The sequence below is a fragment of the Rhizobium sp. LjRoot98 genome (assembly GCF_964252935.1).
Taxonomy (GTDB): Bacteria; Pseudomonadota; Alphaproteobacteria; order Rhizobiales; family Rhizobiaceae; genus Pararhizobium.
This window is the reverse complement of record NZ_CAXUPW020000007.1, coordinates 212915-227940: the sequence shown is the minus strand read 5'-3', so window position 1 is coordinate 227940 and position 15026 is coordinate 212915. Positions and strand designations below refer to the sequence as shown.

General features: G+C 59.8%; 11 protein-coding genes and 1 tRNA gene. 7 read left to right on the top strand and 5 right to left on the bottom strand.

What is annotated here, in order from left to right; genetic code table 11:
* Position 1: 1 nt before the first annotated feature.
* Complete coding sequence (cyoB, locus tag ACSQ3J_RS21700; RefSeq protein ID WP_060504363.1) at positions 2-2002, bottom strand: cytochrome o ubiquinol oxidase subunit I; 2001 nt, start codon at positions 2000-2002, stop codon at positions 2-4.
* A 30-nt stretch (positions 2003-2032) separates the two neighbouring features.
* Positions 2033-3187: a ubiquinol oxidase subunit II gene (gene cyoA / locus ACSQ3J_RS21695; RefSeq protein WP_060511556.1), complete on the bottom strand. Its 1155-nt coding sequence runs from the start codon at positions 3185-3187 to the stop codon at positions 2033-2035.
* A 306-nt stretch (positions 3188-3493) separates the two neighbouring features.
* Here cyoA and ACSQ3J_RS21690 point away from each other — a divergent pair, with 306 nt between their 5' ends.
* Positions 3494-4858 carry an MFS transporter gene (locus ACSQ3J_RS21690; protein WP_060504365.1) on the top strand — a complete coding sequence of 455 codons (1365 nt, stop codon included), beginning with the start codon at positions 3494-3496 and terminating at the stop codon, positions 4856-4858.
* 712 nt (positions 4859-5570) lie between these two features.
* On the opposite strand, the gene ACSQ3J_RS21685 is transcribed toward ACSQ3J_RS21690, so the two are convergent.
* Positions 5571-5644, bottom strand: a tRNA-Gln gene (locus ACSQ3J_RS21685).
* Positions 5645-5909: 265 nt separating this feature from the next.
* Here ACSQ3J_RS21685 and ACSQ3J_RS21680 point away from each other — a divergent pair.
* Genes ACSQ3J_RS21680 through ACSQ3J_RS21670 form a run of 3 tightly spaced genes read left to right on the top strand, consistent with a single transcriptional unit; the run spans position 5910 to position 8656 of the window.
* Positions 5910-7493: a Ppx/GppA phosphatase family protein gene (locus tag ACSQ3J_RS21680; RefSeq protein ID WP_436040166.1), complete on the top strand. Its 1584-nt coding sequence runs from the start codon at positions 5910-5912 to the stop codon at positions 7491-7493.
* Positions 7490-8269: an RlmE family RNA methyltransferase gene (locus ACSQ3J_RS21675; RefSeq protein WP_060506995.1), complete on the top strand. Its 780-nt coding sequence runs from the start codon at positions 7490-7492 to the stop codon at positions 8267-8269. The genes ACSQ3J_RS21680 and ACSQ3J_RS21675 overlap by 4 nt, the downstream gene beginning before the upstream one ends.
* A gap of 3 nt (positions 8270-8272) precedes the next feature.
* Positions 8273-8656: a VOC family protein gene (locus ACSQ3J_RS21670; protein WP_060506993.1), complete on the top strand. Its 384-nt coding sequence runs from the start codon at positions 8273-8275 to the stop codon at positions 8654-8656.
* Positions 8657-8667: 11 nt separating this feature from the next.
* Here the strand turns inward: ACSQ3J_RS21670 and ACSQ3J_RS21665 are convergent, their stop codons facing one another.
* A complete protein-coding gene (locus tag ACSQ3J_RS21665; protein ID WP_060506991.1) occupies positions 8668-10080 on the bottom strand; it encodes a DHA2 family efflux MFS transporter permease subunit in 1413 nt (470 codons plus the stop codon).
* Positions 10081-10280: 200 nt separating this feature from the next.
* Here ACSQ3J_RS21665 and ACSQ3J_RS21660 point away from each other — a divergent pair, with 200 nt between their 5' ends.
* Both ACSQ3J_RS21660 and guaB read left to right on the top strand, forming a co-directional pair.
* On the top strand, positions 10281-11273 hold the full coding sequence (locus ACSQ3J_RS21660; RefSeq protein ID WP_060506990.1) for an MBL fold metallo-hydrolase: 993 nt from the start codon (positions 10281-10283) through the stop codon (positions 11271-11273).
* 192 nt (positions 11274-11465) lie between these two features.
* Complete coding sequence (guaB, locus tag ACSQ3J_RS21655) at positions 11466-12962, top strand: IMP dehydrogenase (protein ID WP_060506988.1); 1497 nt, start codon at positions 11466-11468, stop codon at positions 12960-12962.
* Between the two features lie 62 nt (positions 12963-13024).
* Here guaB and ACSQ3J_RS21650 read toward each other — a convergent pair whose 3' ends face one another.
* The gene (locus ACSQ3J_RS21650) at positions 13025-14287 is read right to left on the bottom strand and encodes a low temperature requirement protein A (RefSeq protein WP_436040163.1); all 1263 of its coding nucleotides are present in this window, start codon (positions 14285-14287) and stop codon (positions 13025-13027) included.
* Between the two features lie 154 nt (positions 14288-14441).
* Here ACSQ3J_RS21650 and ACSQ3J_RS21645 point away from each other — a divergent pair, with 154 nt between their 5' ends.
* Entirely contained in the window at positions 14442-14861 is a 420-nt protein-coding gene (locus tag ACSQ3J_RS21645; RefSeq protein WP_436040161.1) for an MAPEG family protein, read from the top strand.
* The last annotated feature ends 165 nt before the right edge of the window (positions 14862-15026 follow it).

Sequence of the window (15026 nt, the reverse complement as noted above, 5' to 3'; positions counted from 1 at the left end):
GTCAGGTCCGCTCCGCGAGCAGTTTCGTGCGCGCATCTTCCGTCGACGTAACGGTTTCCGCCGGGATGTAGAAGTCGCGGTTGTAGTTGAACGTATGTCCGATCGCGACAGCGACGAGAGCGACGAAGGAAAGGATGGCCAGCCACCACATGTACCAGATCATAGCAAAGGCAAACGCAATGCTGATGGCGGACAGAATGAGGCCGGTGCCCGTGCTCTTCGGCATGTGGATCCGCTTGAATCCGGTGAGCGGACGCTCATAGCCGCGGTTCTTCATGTCGTACCAGCTGTCATGATCGTGAACCACCGGCGTGAAGGCGAAATTGTACTCCGGCGGCGGCGATGACGTCGACCATTCGAGCGTGCGGCCATCCCAGGGATCGCTGCCGCAAGCCAGCTGGTCACGGCGCAGGAAGCTGACGACAAGCTGGATGACGAAGGAAGCAATGCCGAGCGCGATGAGGACAGCACCGAAGGCCGCGATGATGAACCAGATCTGCAACGAGGGATCTTCGAATTGCGAGACGCGCCGCGTCACGCCCATCAGGCCGAGCACGTAGAGCGGCATGAAGGCAAAGAAGAAGCCGATCTGCCAGAACCAGAAGCTCATCAGGCCCCAGAACCGGTCAAGCTTGTAACCGAAGGCCTTTGGCCACCAATAGACGATGCCCGCCATCAACCCGAACAGCACGCCGCCGATGATGACGTTGTGGAAATGGGCGATGAGGAACAGCGAGTTGTGCAGGACGAAGTCCGCTGGCGGAACGGCAAGCAGAACACCGGTCATGCCTCCGATGACGAAGGTGATCATGAAGCCGATCGTCCAGTACATCGGCAATTCGTAGCGAATGCGGCCGCGATACATGGTGAAAAGCCAGTTGAATATTTTGGCTCCAGTCGGGATCGAGATGATCATCGTGGTAATACCGAAGAAGGCATTCACCGAAGCGCCCGAACCCATCGTGAAGAAGTGGTGCAGCCACACGAGGTAGGAGAGGATCATGATCACGCAGGTCGCGTAGACCATCGAGGCATAACCGAAGAGGCGCTTGCCACTGAAGGTTGCCACCACTTCGGAGAAAATGCCGAAGGCCGGTAGCACGAGGATGTAGACTTCCGGGTGACCCCAGATCCAGATGAGGTTGATATACATCATCGGATTGCCGCCGAGGTCGTTCGTGAAGAAGTTCGTACCGGCGTAACGGTCGAGGGTCAGCAGAGCGAGCGTTGCGGTCAGGACCGGGAACGTGGCGACGATCAGGATGTTGGTGCAGAGCGCGGTCCAGGTAAAGACCGGCATCTTCATGAAGGTCATGCCTGGCGCGCGCATCTTGACGATGGTGGCGATCAGGTTGATCCCGGACAATGTCGTTCCTACGCCGGCGACCTGAAGCCCCCAAATATAATAGTCGACCCCGACGCCCGGACTGTAATCTGAGCCAGACAATGGCGGATAGGCAAGCCAGCCCGTGCGGGCGAACTCGCCGACGAAAAGCGACATCATGATGATGATCGCGCCAGCGGTGGTCATCCAGAAGGAGAAGTTGTTGAGGAACGGGAACGACACGTCGCGCGCGCCGATCTGCAGCGGCACGACATAGTTCATGAAACCCGTGACGAACGGCATTGCCACGAAGAAGATCATGATCACGCCGTGGGCGGTGAAAATCTGGTCATAATGATGCGGATTGAGATAGCCCTCATTGCCGTTGAAGGCGATCGCCTGCTGGACCCGCATCATGATCGCATCGGCAAAGCCGCGCAGCAGCATGATGATCGCCAGGATGATGTACATGATGCCGATCTTCTTGTGATCGACGCTGGTAAACCATTCCGTCCACAGGTAGCCCCAGAGCTTGAACTTGGTGATGAGGGCGAGAACCGCGATACCGCCAAGTGCCACGCCAAGGAACGTCACGACGAGAATAGGCTCGTGATAGGGGATGGCCTCCAAGGTCAGCCGCCCAAAGATGAATTCCGTCAAGGTATTATAGCCGAACATTGTTTTGTCCAAAATGTCGCGGGCGCGGCCTCACGGCTGCGTCGTGCTGTTGGTATTCAGTTGCGCCGGAGCAGGGCTGTTCTGATCGTTTTCGGGCATGGAGTGGCCCTGATGCATGTCGTGGTTCATCGGCTGCTCATCCACACCCTCTGCCGGCTGCTCGCTGCGTGCCGGGTTGCCGGTTGCGGGGAACGTGGCAGCCGGTGCCTGTTCGGTGCTGTGGCGGGTATCGTATTCGAGGCGAGCCCGGTTTTCATGGCTCTCGACACCGGCGCCCCCCATCATGTCGATATGCATCATCTCGCTCATGCACATCTTGCCGGGATGTGTGCACATGTTGAGGACCGCGTCGTAGAGCCCGTCAGCAACGGTGGCGTAGTAACGCACTGGTTCCTTGGCGCTCGGCTTTTCGAGCTTCAGATAGGTGTCGCGGTTCAGCGCCGTGCCCTGCGCCTTGACCCGTGCAACCCACTGGTCGAAGCCTTCCTGTTGCAGGCCATGGAACTTGAAGCGCATATGAGAGAAGCCGTCGCCGGAATAGTTGGCGGAGAGGCCTTCATATTCGCCTTCCTTGTTGATGACGGCATGAAGGCGCGTCTGCATGCCCGGCATGGCGTAGATCATGCCGGCAAGAGCAGGCACGTAGAACGAGTTCATCACCGAGGATGCCGTGATCTTGAAATTGATCGGCACATCAACGGGCGCCGCCATCTCGTTGACTGTGGCTATGCCGTATTCCGGATAGAAGAACAGCCATTTCCAGTCCAGCGCGACCACTTCGACGGTGATCGGCTTTACATCGGCAGGAAGGGCGCGTTCCGCGTCGATCCGGTCCAGCGGGCGATAGGGGTCAAGCTTGTGTGTGCTGATCCAGGTGATCGCGCCGAGCGCGACGATGATGGCGAGAGGCGCAGACCAGATAACCACTTCCAGCGCCGTCGAATGATGCCATTCGGGGGCGTAGGTGGCGCTGGTGTTGGAGCCGCGGTACCTCCAGGCGAAAAACACGATCAGGAACAGCACGGGCACAATGATCAAAAGCATCAGCACCGTCGAGATGATGATAAGGTCCCGCTGCTGCATGGCGATATCGCCGGACGGGGCCATGACAACCATGTTGCACCCGGCCAAAGCCAAGAGTGGCAACAGGGCGAGAAAGCGGCTGGCGGATTTCCATTTTGACATAGCGGGCTCGAGTTTTTGCGTTCGTCTGGTCCGCACTAACGAAGCACCTCGGATGACGGAATGAGGTGGTTCGTCGCAGTGCAGCAATTTGTCGCGTTGCAAAAAGTGTGGCTGCGATCGAAGTCGAATGTCTGGCTGGGCTAAGGTATAGACGGTCTTTGGTTGAGGTCAAAGCGTCTGTTGCATTTCCTGAATGGTACAATCGTTTATAGGATGGACCGCAACGGTTTTGCACCATATTCTTGATCAAAGCCCGGCCTGGGTTCACATTGTGATGAAATCGCAATCCTGCGAGGAGAAAAGATTATGGGCGTGGCTGGAAATCCATCGTCATCAGGGCTCGAACAGGACGCCCGGCGAATGCACGGCGACAAGCCGCTTTCTGCCGGCAGTATTGCCCTCGGTGTGATCATCGGCCGCATGTCGGAATTTTTCGACTTCTTCGTCTACGGCCTTGCCTCCGTCCTTGTCTTTCCGCGGCTGGTTTTTTCGTTTGCGCCCAACCCGGTTGCGGCAACGATGATGTCCTTTGCAGTCTTCTCGCTGGCATTCCTGGCGCGTCCGGTCGGTTCCTTCGTCTTCATGTGGATCGATCGCAATTACGGACGTGGCACCAAGCTCACCATTGCCCTTTTCATTCTCGGCGGCTCCACGGCCTCCATCGCGTTCCTGCCGGGCTATGAAACCGTCGGATACTGGTCGGTCGCACTTCTGGCGCTGTTCCGGCTGGGCCAGGGGTTCGCGCTCGGCGGGGCCTGGGATGGTCTCGCGTCGCTGCTCAACCTCAACGCGCCGTCGCATCGCCGCGGCTGGTACGCCATGATCCCGCAGCTCGGCGCACCCATCGGGTTTGCGCTTGCAAGCACGCTCTTCGGTTATTTCGTGACCAATCTGCCCGACGCGGACTTTCTGTCCTGGGGATGGCGTTATCCGTTCTTCGTCGCCTTCGCGATCAACGTCGTGGCGCTGTTTGCCCGCCTGCGCATCGTTGCCAGCCAGGAGTTCGGCTCGGCACTGGAAAACAACGAGCTGCAGGCGCGGCCGGTTTTTGAGATGCTGAGCAAGCACGCGTCTGACGTTGTGCTCGGAGCCTTCGCGCCGCTGGCGAGTTTTGCGATGTTCCACCTCGTCACGATCTTCCCGCTGAGCTGGGTCACGCTGTTCGGCGGACAGTCGGCGGCGCAGTTCCTCTGGGTACAAGTAGCGGGTGCGGCCGTCGGCCTCATCGGCATTGTCCTGTCCGGCGTCATTGCCGACCGTATCGGACGCCGCAATCAGCTGATGATTGGCGCGATCATCATCGCCATCTTCTCGTTCTCGGCACCGTTCCTGCTGGATGCAGGCCGCACGGGGCAGGATGCCTTCATCATCATCGGCTTTGGCATTCTGGGGCTGTCCTTCGGCCAGGCCTCCGGCGCCGTTTCGTCGCGCTTTGGCCAGTATTACCGCTATACCGGTGCGGCGCTGACCTCCGATCTCGCATGGCTGATTGGCGCAGGCTTTGCGCCACTCGTTGCGCTTGGCCTCGCCAGCAATTTCGGGATCATCTTCATTGGCGGTTATCTGATCTCCGGCGCGATCTGCACGATCATCGCGCTGAGCGTCACCCGGGCGCTGGATTTGAGCGGCGAACCCGACGCGAAATCAGACGCATCTTCGAATGCTAGATGATGCGGCAGAGTCGGATTTCCGATCTCTGGGCTAACGCTTGACAAGAATTGCGTTGACGCCAACACGCTGGCCTAAACGCTCTTGATCCAAAGCATCGTCGGATGAGAATATCGTAGGATAATTGAGGCTCTCGTCCGACCCATACCCTGCCGTCTTATGAGACCTTTGCGCAGGGAGCGTTTTGCGTTGATTTGTTTTCTCTTTTTGGCTTCCAAGGCAAATTTCACAAAGACACCGGCGCCGACGAACTGGCTGTGGTTTGTGAAGCTCTCGTGGTGTTCTTGCCCGCTCTCCAGCCATGGCGATGACCATTGTATTGTAGGCGATGGCGGTGAGATGAATTTGAGCGCCGGCCTTTGCATCTTCCCGCGATCGCATTCAGCGAAGGTCGTACCATCGTTTCCAGGTGCCGAAGATCCTCTCCATCCGGCCTCGAATTCGGTGGATCGGTTGGTCAAAGGTCTCACGGCATGCGCGTGTTTCGGCTTCGTCACGTCCCTATGCCGGTCGCGACGAAGCGCGGTGTTCCACGGCGCATACCGCACCTCCGAAATGATTGCCCCGGTAGGCGCTGTCAGCAAAACACATCGCCGGAAGAAAAAAGGAATCGGCTTCCCGCTGTAGGAAGTTTGTTATCGCCAACATGGAGCCGTTGTGGGGTGCTCCCGATTCCGGCGGCATTCAGCCAAGCTATTGAACAACGATGAAAGTTTGGCTGGGGAACCTGGATTCGAACCAGGACTAACGGAGTCAGAGTCCGTGGGTCTACCGTTAACCTATTCCCCAAAACTGCGTGGGCGATGTTTGTGCCCAGCCGGTGAGGCGGGCTTATAAACAAAAGATCGGGGGATGCAATAGATATTGGCAAAAAAATCCGCGGGCTTCGGCAAAAACTGTTGAAGGCGGCCGCGAAGGTGGGTTCTCCGACGGGTATTGCTCGGTGTGCAAAAAGAATTTGGCGATTTGGGAAGGCGCTGGTAAAGTCCATCCAACGAAAATCAAGAGAGCGCCTTGAGCGGCTAACGTTCCGCGCGGCGCAATGGACAGACACGTGAGAGACCCCGACAGCGGCGAACAGCCGTCCGTTTCCGGGGCGTCGGCAGCAGGCCGCAACGATGGGCAGTCAGAGCCCCGTTCCGGCAAAGGTAAGCGCAGGCGGGGAAAACCGTCCCGCGCAGCCTCTGCGAATGCCAGTTCCTCCGTTGGTAACGGAGAAACACGGCGTCCCGAAGTGACAGAAGCGACCGGAGAACCGGTGCGCAAGCGCAAGCGCAGGCGGCGCTCCAAATCCGGTCAGCCGCAAACATCCGTGACAACGGGCGTCAGTGCTGAGGCTGCTGGTGCAAAACCGGCCTCAGGGCCGGGCGCGGACAATTCAGGCCGCAAACGTAGCAAGAAGAGCCGGCAGCGCCGCACTCTGCAGGGACGCCCGTTGGCGGTCAGCGATAAGCCGCGCCAGATCAGCGACACCACACGGCAACCGGCGCCTCAGCCGGTTGCGTCCGGTGCGCGGACCGAGGAGCGCTTTGGCGCGCCCAGCCATGACCGGCGCAACAATGGCCAGTCCTTTTCCTATGGCTCTGATTCGGGTTCGTCGCTCTATGCGGCGCTCGATCTTGGCACCAACAATTGCCGACTGCTGATTGCACAGCCGACCCGCCCCGGCCAGTTCCGCGTCGTCGATGCCTTTTCGCGCATCGTGCGGCTGGGTGAGGGGTTGGGTTCATCCGGTCGCCTGTCGCAAGATGCGATGGATCGCTCGATCGAGGCTTTGAAAGTCTGTGCTGCCAAGCTGAAGACCCGCGATATCCGCAAGACACGGCTGATCGCCACCGAGGCCGCACGCGCGGCTGAAAACGGCGAGGAGTTTCTTGAGCGCGTTCTGGCTGAGACCGGACTGGAACTGGAGATCATCAACCGCGAGACCGAAGCGCGGCTGGCCGTCTCCGGCTGCTCGTCGCTGGTTGGGCGCGAAACCAAATCGGTGGTTTTATTCGATATCGGCGGTGGTTCCTCGGAAATTGCCGTCATCAAGATCGGCGAGAACCGGTCGAGCCGGCTTGCCAATCATATCACCCACTGGACATCGCTGCCGGTCGGCGTCGTGACGTTGTCGGAGCGGCATGGCGGCCAGGACGTTTCGCCCGCCAGCTTCGAGGCGATGGTGGTCGAGGTGCAGGGCATGCTCTCCAATTTCGATTGCCCGGCTATCCACACGCTGGAAAACCCAGGCGACGAGAATGGCTTCCATCTGATCGGCACCTCCGGCACGGTCACGACGCTGGCCGGAGTGCATCTCGATCTGCCGCGTTATGACCGCCGCAAGGTCGATGGCCTCTGGCTGTCGGACGACGAGGTTTCGGCGATGCAGGCGCGTCTGCTCTCCTGGGATTTTACCGCGCGTGCTGCCAATCCGTGCATCGGACCGGACCGGGCCGATCTGGTTCTGGCCGGATGCGCCATTCTCGAGGCTATTCGCCGCCGCTGGCCTTCGGAGCGCATGCGCGTTGCCGATCGCGGATTGCGCGAAGGCTTGCTCACAGACATGATGGCCGATGACGGTGTTTGGCGGCGCGGACGCGCCCGCCGCCACGCGCGCGGCCCGTATGGTTCCCACGAAGGAAACACGCAATGACAAAACCCCCGATCGGCGGAAACCGCACCGGGCGCAAGCTTGGCCAGAAGGTCAAGAAGGGCAAGCTCAAGGCGTCGTCGCGGCGCTGGATCGAGCGGCATATCAACGACCCCTATGTGCAGCGTGCTCAGCTCGAGGGCTATCGCGCCCGTGCGGCCTTCAAGCTTCTGGAGATCGACGAAAAGCACAAGATTCTCTCCGGTGCCAAGCGCATCATCGATCTGGGGGCGGCGCCCGGTAGCTGGTCGCAGATCGCCGCCAAGGTGACGAATTCGACCGATGCCGAGCCCCGGGTGGTGGCGATCGACTTTCTCGAACTCGATCCGCTGGCCGGTGTGCATATCCTCCAACTGGACTTCCTCGATCCAACGGCGCCGGAAAAACTGATGACGGCACTCGGCGGTACGCCCGACCTGGTGTTGTCCGACATGGCCGCGCCGACGACAGGCCATCGCCAGACCGACCATATCCGCACCATGCATCTTTGCGAGGTCGCCGCCTATTTCGCGATCGACGTGTTGGCTGAGGGCGGGCATTTTCTGGCGAAAACCTTCCAAGGTGGCGCCGAGCGCGAATTGCTGACGCTGTTGAAGCAGAATTTCAAGCAGGTCATTCATGTGAAGCCAGCGGCGTCGCGGGCCGAATCGGTGGAAATGTTCCTGCTGGCGAAGGGCTTCAAGGGCCGCAAGCCTGGCGCCCGCTCGCTCTATGACAGCGAAACCGAAATCGATGACCGCGACATGGTTGACGAGCGGGATTCCGTCGAGGCGGATTAAACCGTGCTGCTCTATGTGACCATTGGCAGTAACGATCTTGCCCGGGCGCAGTCGTTTTACGACGCTGCACTTGCGCCGCTGGGTCTCAAGCGCCGCAAGCAGGATGAGATCGAAATCGGTTATGGAGCCGAGGATGACAGCCGTTGCCGTCTCTGGGTGGTAACACCGCACAACCGTAAGACCGCCACGATCGGCAATGGGTCGATGGTGGCGCTGGAAGCGGAAAGCCGGGCGGCTGTCGATGCCTTCTATCAAGCCGCGCTGGCAAATGGCGGCACCGATGAGGGCGCGCCGGGCTTGCGGCCGTTCCATGCGCATTTCTACGCCGCCTATGTCCGCGACCCGGACGGCAACAAGCTTTCGGCGGTCTGCGAGCGGCCGGAGTAATCGGCCCACTTCTATTTGACGCCAATGGTCTCCGCTTCCGGATCTGCCCGCATCTTATGTCCGGACACGGATGCTCCGGCGGTTTTCGACATGCGGATAAGCGGGATGATCGCTGAAAGAGTGATCGCTGAAATCAGCATGAAAGCCAGCTGGAAATCTCCCAATTCAAGCTTTGATCCCGTCAGTGTCGTCTCGATTTCAAGGATGGCACCGGCAACGGCGACGCCAAGCGCCAGGCTCATCTGCTGCAGCACGGCGGTCATCGAGGTCGCTTTGCTGGCGTGCGAATCCGGAATGTCGGCGAAAGCCAGTGCATTGACGCTGGTGAAGAAGAACGAGCGGGCAAAACCGGCGAGCAGAAGGATGAACATCATAACGGCATAGGGCGTTGCCGGGGTGAACAGGCCGTTGACGAAGGTCAGGATCGCGCCGCTGATACAGGCAAAGATCAGCGTCGTGCGGAAACCAGCGAAGATCAACACGCGCTTGGCAAAGAATTTTGTCGTCAGCGCCCCGACTGCGCCGACAAAGGTGATCATGCCGGATTGAAACGGCGTCAGGCCAAAGCCGACCTGCAGCATCAATGGCATCAGGAAAGGCACGGCGCCGATCGAGATGCGAAACAGCGTGCCACCGATTGCTGCCGCTCTAAACGCACTGTCCTTGAACAGGTTGAGATCGAGCAGCGGCGCCGGGTGGCGGCGTGCGTGCCGGACGTAGAGCACCGCGCAAATACCGCCGATGGCTACGGCGGCAGCGCCGAATTGCGGCGGCAATGCCGGCAGGCTCATGACCGAGAGCCCGAACATTGTGCCGGAGGCGGCAATCGCGCTGAAGAAGAACCCCTTGATATCGATTGGTGGCGGGGCGTCGCTCTTGATCTCCGGCAAATAGATGCCGGACAGAATGTAGCCGAGGATGCCGACCGGAACGTTGATCAGAAAGATCCAGTGCCAGGAGAAATAGGTGGTGATGAAGCCGCCGAGCGGTGGGCCAGCCAGCGGCCCGACAAGGGCTGGGATGGTCAGCAGCGCCATGGCGCCAACCAGTTCGCTGCGCTGCGTCGAGCGGACCAGGACAAGGCGAGCCACCGGCGTCATCATCGCGCCGCCCATGCCCTGCAGAAAACGAGAAACGACGAAGGCGAGCACGCTGTCAGCGATGGCGCAGAGGATGGAACCGCAGATGAAGACCAGAATGGCGGCGCGAAAGATGCGTTTGGCGCCAAAACGGTCGGCCATCCAGCCGCTCAGGGGAATGAAGATCGCCAGCGATACCATGTAGGAGGTCAGCGCCAGCTTGAGGGTGATCGGCCCGACGCCGAGATCATGGGCGATTGCCGGCAGCGATGTGGCAATGACGGTCGAGTCCATCTGCTCCATGAACAGGGCGACGGCGAGGATCATCGGGACGATGCGGTTCATGCGAAATGGCCTTGCGCGACTGCGGAGCGACCGGAACATAGGGCTTTTGGGGCAAAAGTCGTCATGCGGCGCTCACTTTGCGATCACATCCGTGTGAATCCAGCGGCCATCTCCTGTCAAGACGCTAGATGTTGCCTTGCCGGATGAGCGGACCCGCCGTTCAATCCGGATAAGCCCGCCCCCAAAAAATGGAGAACAGCATGACGCCGTCTATTCCCTTGAGCCGCCGTGCCTTATTTGGAGCAACAGCCGTTGGTGCGCTGGCGGCGCCGTTCGTGATGACACGGATGGCTTTTGCGCAGATCGAACCGAAAGCGGACACAATGAAAATACCGGCAGGCAGGACCAGCAGCTTCAAGATCGGCAATTTTGGCGTCACCGTCATCAGCGATGGCATCCGCATCAGCGAAAAGCCGGAAGAAACGTTTGGTACCAACCAGACGCCACAGGCGGTCGGTGACCTGCTCAAGGCAAATTTCCTGCCCACCGACAAATTCGTCAACGGTTTCTCGCCGACGCTGATCGATACCGGCTCCGAGGTGATCCTGTTCGATACCGGCATGGGTGAGGGCGGCCGGGAGGCTGGTGCCGGCCATTTGCTGGAGGGCATTGCCAACGCCGGTTATACGCCGGATCAGGTCAGCATCGTCGTGATCACCCATATGCACGGCGATCATATCGGCGGCCTGATGGAAGGGGGAGCACCGGCGTTCAAGAATGCCCGCTACGTCGCAGGCCAGGTGGAATATGATTTCTGGAAGGATGAGGCCCGCGTTGGAACTCCGGCCGAGGGCGGGCACAAGGGTGTTTTGAAGAATGTCGTGCCGCTGGCCGAAAAAATGACCTTTATCGGTGACGGGGCCGAGGTCGTTCCCGGCATCACCAGCATGGCGGCGTTTGGTCATTCGCCGGGTCACATGATCTTCAAGGTCGAATCGGAGGGCAAGGGGCTTGTGCTGACCGCCGATACCGCCAACCATTTCGTCCTGTCGCTGCAGCGGCCCGATTGGGAAGTGCGGTTCGATATGGACAAGGCCAAGGCCGCCGCCTCGCGCAAGAAGGTTTTCGACATGATCGCTACCGACCGGCTGCCCTTCGTCGGTTACCACATGCCGTTCCCGGCTGCCGGCTTCATCGAAAAGCAGGATCAGGGCTATCGTTTCGTGCCGGAAAGCTATCAATTCGAAATCTGATATCGCATCTGCGAAAAGAATCTTGGCTGGCCCGGCACTCTTGCCGGGCTTTGCACTTTCCAACCCGTCATATCCGTGTTACCAGCCCTCGCCAACTTCCAAGAAACTCTCGCCCGCTTGAGCGCGGCGAGTCTTCGCCGCACTGTTGACCAACTGTGCGGGGAGAACACCTTTTACTGAAGGGATTTGGCCATGGCACGCATCATCGAAACGGCGACCGGTTTGGAGGCTTTGACCTTCGACGACGTTCTTCTGCAACCCGGACATTCCGAAGTCATGCCGGGGCAGACGAATATCGCCACCCGCATCGCCCAGGACATCGACCTCAACCTGCCGATCCTGTCGTCCGCGATGGATACGGTCACCGAGGGCCGCCTGGCCATCGCAATGGCGCAGGCGGGTGGTATCGGCGTCATCCACCGCAACCTCACCCCGATCGAGCAGGCCGAGCAGGTCCGTCAGGTCAAGAAGTTTGAAAGCGGCATGGTCGTCAACCCGGTCACCATCGGCCCGGATGCCACGCTGGCAGATGCCCTGGCGCTGATGAAGATGTACTCGATCTCCGGCATCCCGGTCGTCGAAAACGCAACCGGTAAGGTTCCAGGCCGCCTCGTGGGTATTCTGACAAACCGCGATGTGCGTTTTGCCTCCGATCCGGCCCAGAAGATCTATGAACTGATGACCCGCGACAACCTGATCACGGTCACGGAAAATGTCGAGCAGCAGGAAGCAAAGCGTCTCCTCCACGCCCACCGCATCGAAAAGCTGCTGGTCATCGATGGCGACGGCCGTTGTGTCGGTCTGATCACCGTCAAGGATATCGAAAAGTCGCAGCTTCACCCGAACGCATCGAAAGACGCGCAGGGCCGCCTGCGGGCCGCCGCCGCCATCAGCGTTGGCGATGACGGTATCGAACGGGCCGAGCGTTTGATCGATGCCGGCATCGACCTGATCGTCGTCGATACGGCCCACGGCCATTCGCAGCGCGTTCTCGATGCCGTGACCAAGGTCAAGACCATGTCGAACTCGGTTCGCGTCATGGCAGGTAACGTTGCCACGGCTGATGGTACCAAGGCGCTGATTGATGCCGGTGCGGATTCAGTCAAGGTCGGTATCGGCCCGGGTTCGATCTGCACCACCCGTATCGTCGCCGGTGTCGGCGTGCCGCAGCTCGCAGCCATCATGTCGGCGGTCGAGGCTGCCCAGGCTGCCAATATCCCGGTTATTGCTGATGGCGGCATCAAGTTCTCGGGCGATCTCGCCAAGGCGATCGCAGCCGGTGCGTCGGCCTGCATGATCGGCTCGCTGCTGGCCGGTACGGATGAAAGCCCGGGCGAAGTGTTCCTCTACCAGGGCCGTTCGTTCAAGGCCTATCGTGGCATGGGTTCTGTCGGCGCCATGGCGCGCGGCTCGGCTGACCGTTACTTCCAGGCGGAAGTGCGCGACACGCTGAAGCTGGTACCGGAAGGCATCGAAGGCCAGGTTCCGTACAAGGGGCCGGTTTCCGGCGTTCTGCACCAGTTGGCCGGCGGTCTGAAGGCCTCGATGGGCTATGTGGGCGGCAAGACGATCAAGGATTTCCAGGAACGGGCCACGTTCGTGCGGATCTCCGGTGCGGGCCTGCGCGAAAGCCACGCCCATGACGTGACCATAACTCGCGAAAGCCCGAACTATCCGGGCTCGATGTAAGCATCGGCTGCAAACCTGAACCATGAAAAAGCGGCGGAGTTGTCTTCGCCGCTTTTTCTTTGTCAGGCTTCCAACGCACGTTGAAGCGCGGCGTTACCGTAACGATGGCCCTTGATCTCGTATCCGACCACGGGAACGAGCGGCGCGAACATCAGGATGATGAGGCAGGTGGTCATGTTGATGCCCCCGGCCGCACACAGGATGGAAAGCACCACCACTGCGGTCATGCCGATCATCAGCCCGAGATAGAAGGTCTCCATCTTGCGCAGCAGATAAACGTAGTGTGCGAAGACCAGGGTCACATAGGCAAACACCGGCACCGCGACGGTGAGAACGGCGGCAACCTCGCCGATATGTGCTTTGTGCTCGATATAATAGGCGGCCACATGCAGGCCGGCGCCGGTCGCTGCAATGGAGGCGAAGATCAGTATGTGGCCATAGCCCCAAGGGAAAGCGCGGTTGCGGAAGCGATGCAGGATCTGGCCGGACGGCAACAGAAAATACAGCCACCACATGCCGAAGGTCAGTCCGGTCCCGGCAACACAGATGAGGATGGCGTCGAGGCTCCATCCCTGCTCACCGACGATGGCCGAAATCGACGCCACCGTTCCAACGACACCTTCCCCAAGCGTTATAATGGCCAGTAGCCCGTAACGCTCGGCAATATGGTGCGCATGCCAGGGCGTACCGCCGCCGCGGCGTTCAGCGAGAATGGGACCAAGCATTTCGATCAGAGTCAGCGTGACGACGCAGAGAAAGGTCGGCAGCAGCGGCATGTCGATGAGGATCACCGCGATCCAGCCGATCTGGGCAATGGCGATGGCGGTCACATAGGACAGGCAGGCGGAACGCCGGTCCGCCGTTTGCCGCGCCGCGCGCAGCCACTGGAAGATCATCGCCACCCGCATGACGACATAGCCCAGCACCATGACGCCGTTATCGACATGGGCGCCCTTGTCGATGGACTCGAACATTTGCGGCAGGCCGAGCGCTAGGATCAGCACACCGGCCATCTGTACCATCGTCGTCAACCGGTAGATCCAGTCGTCCGTGTCGAAGGCGGAGGCGAACCAGGAGAAATTCACCCAGGCCCAGCAGATGGCGAATATGGCAAAGCCAAAACCCATCAGGCCGGCGGCATAATGGCCTTCCGCCAGCAGATGCGCCAACTGCGATCCGGCAACGCCGAACGCGATGACGAAGGTCAGGTCGAACAGCAGCTCGAGTGGCGTTGCCACCCGGTGGTGTTCATGCGGGTCACGCCCGCGCATCGCAGCGGCATGATGGGTAGGCAGCGGGACGGCGGCGGCATGTGGATCGGACATACGGTTCTTTCTCTCTGAGGCTGCTTCGTTGAACATCGTTCATTGGTAAAACAGCTGTCAAGCATGGAGCGCTGCACGGGCGCGGCGGCGGGCGGTTCTGGATTTTCCACACGTCCGCTATAGATCAGGGGCAATTCTAAACGACGGAGTGACCATGCCCACATCGACTGCAATCTTCTGGCCGGTCATTGCGCAGGTCGCCCTCATCCACCTCATCTATTTCCTGATGTTGAAACGCCGCTCCGGTGCCATGCGGGCAGGAACAGCCAAGGCCTCGGATTTCTGGGTTCCTGCCATCGAACCGGAGCCGAGCGCGACGGTCGCGCGCAGCCTGATCAATCAGTTCGAGTTGCCGATGCTGTTCTTTCTGGTCTGCACGCTGTTATACGTAACGGACGGCGTCAATCACGTCGTGGTGGCCATTGCCTGGCTCTTCGTGCTCAGCCGTTACGCGCATGCCTGGGTTCATGTCACCTCCAACCGGCTGCGGATACGGCAACGCCTGTTCGTCTCTGGCTTTGTTCTCAATTTCAGTCTGTGGTTGCTTTTCGCTACCCACTTGCTCGGGATCTGAAGGTTGCTGCTGTCACATTGTCTTGCATTGCGCAGTGCACAAGACCGGACTATCATCCGGTTTCCACGTGCGGGAACAAATGGCGCTTCATGTGCAACCTATTGAATTAACGGATTATACCACCTCAAAATTGCCTTTCCACGTTACCGAAACTTAATCTGTGAA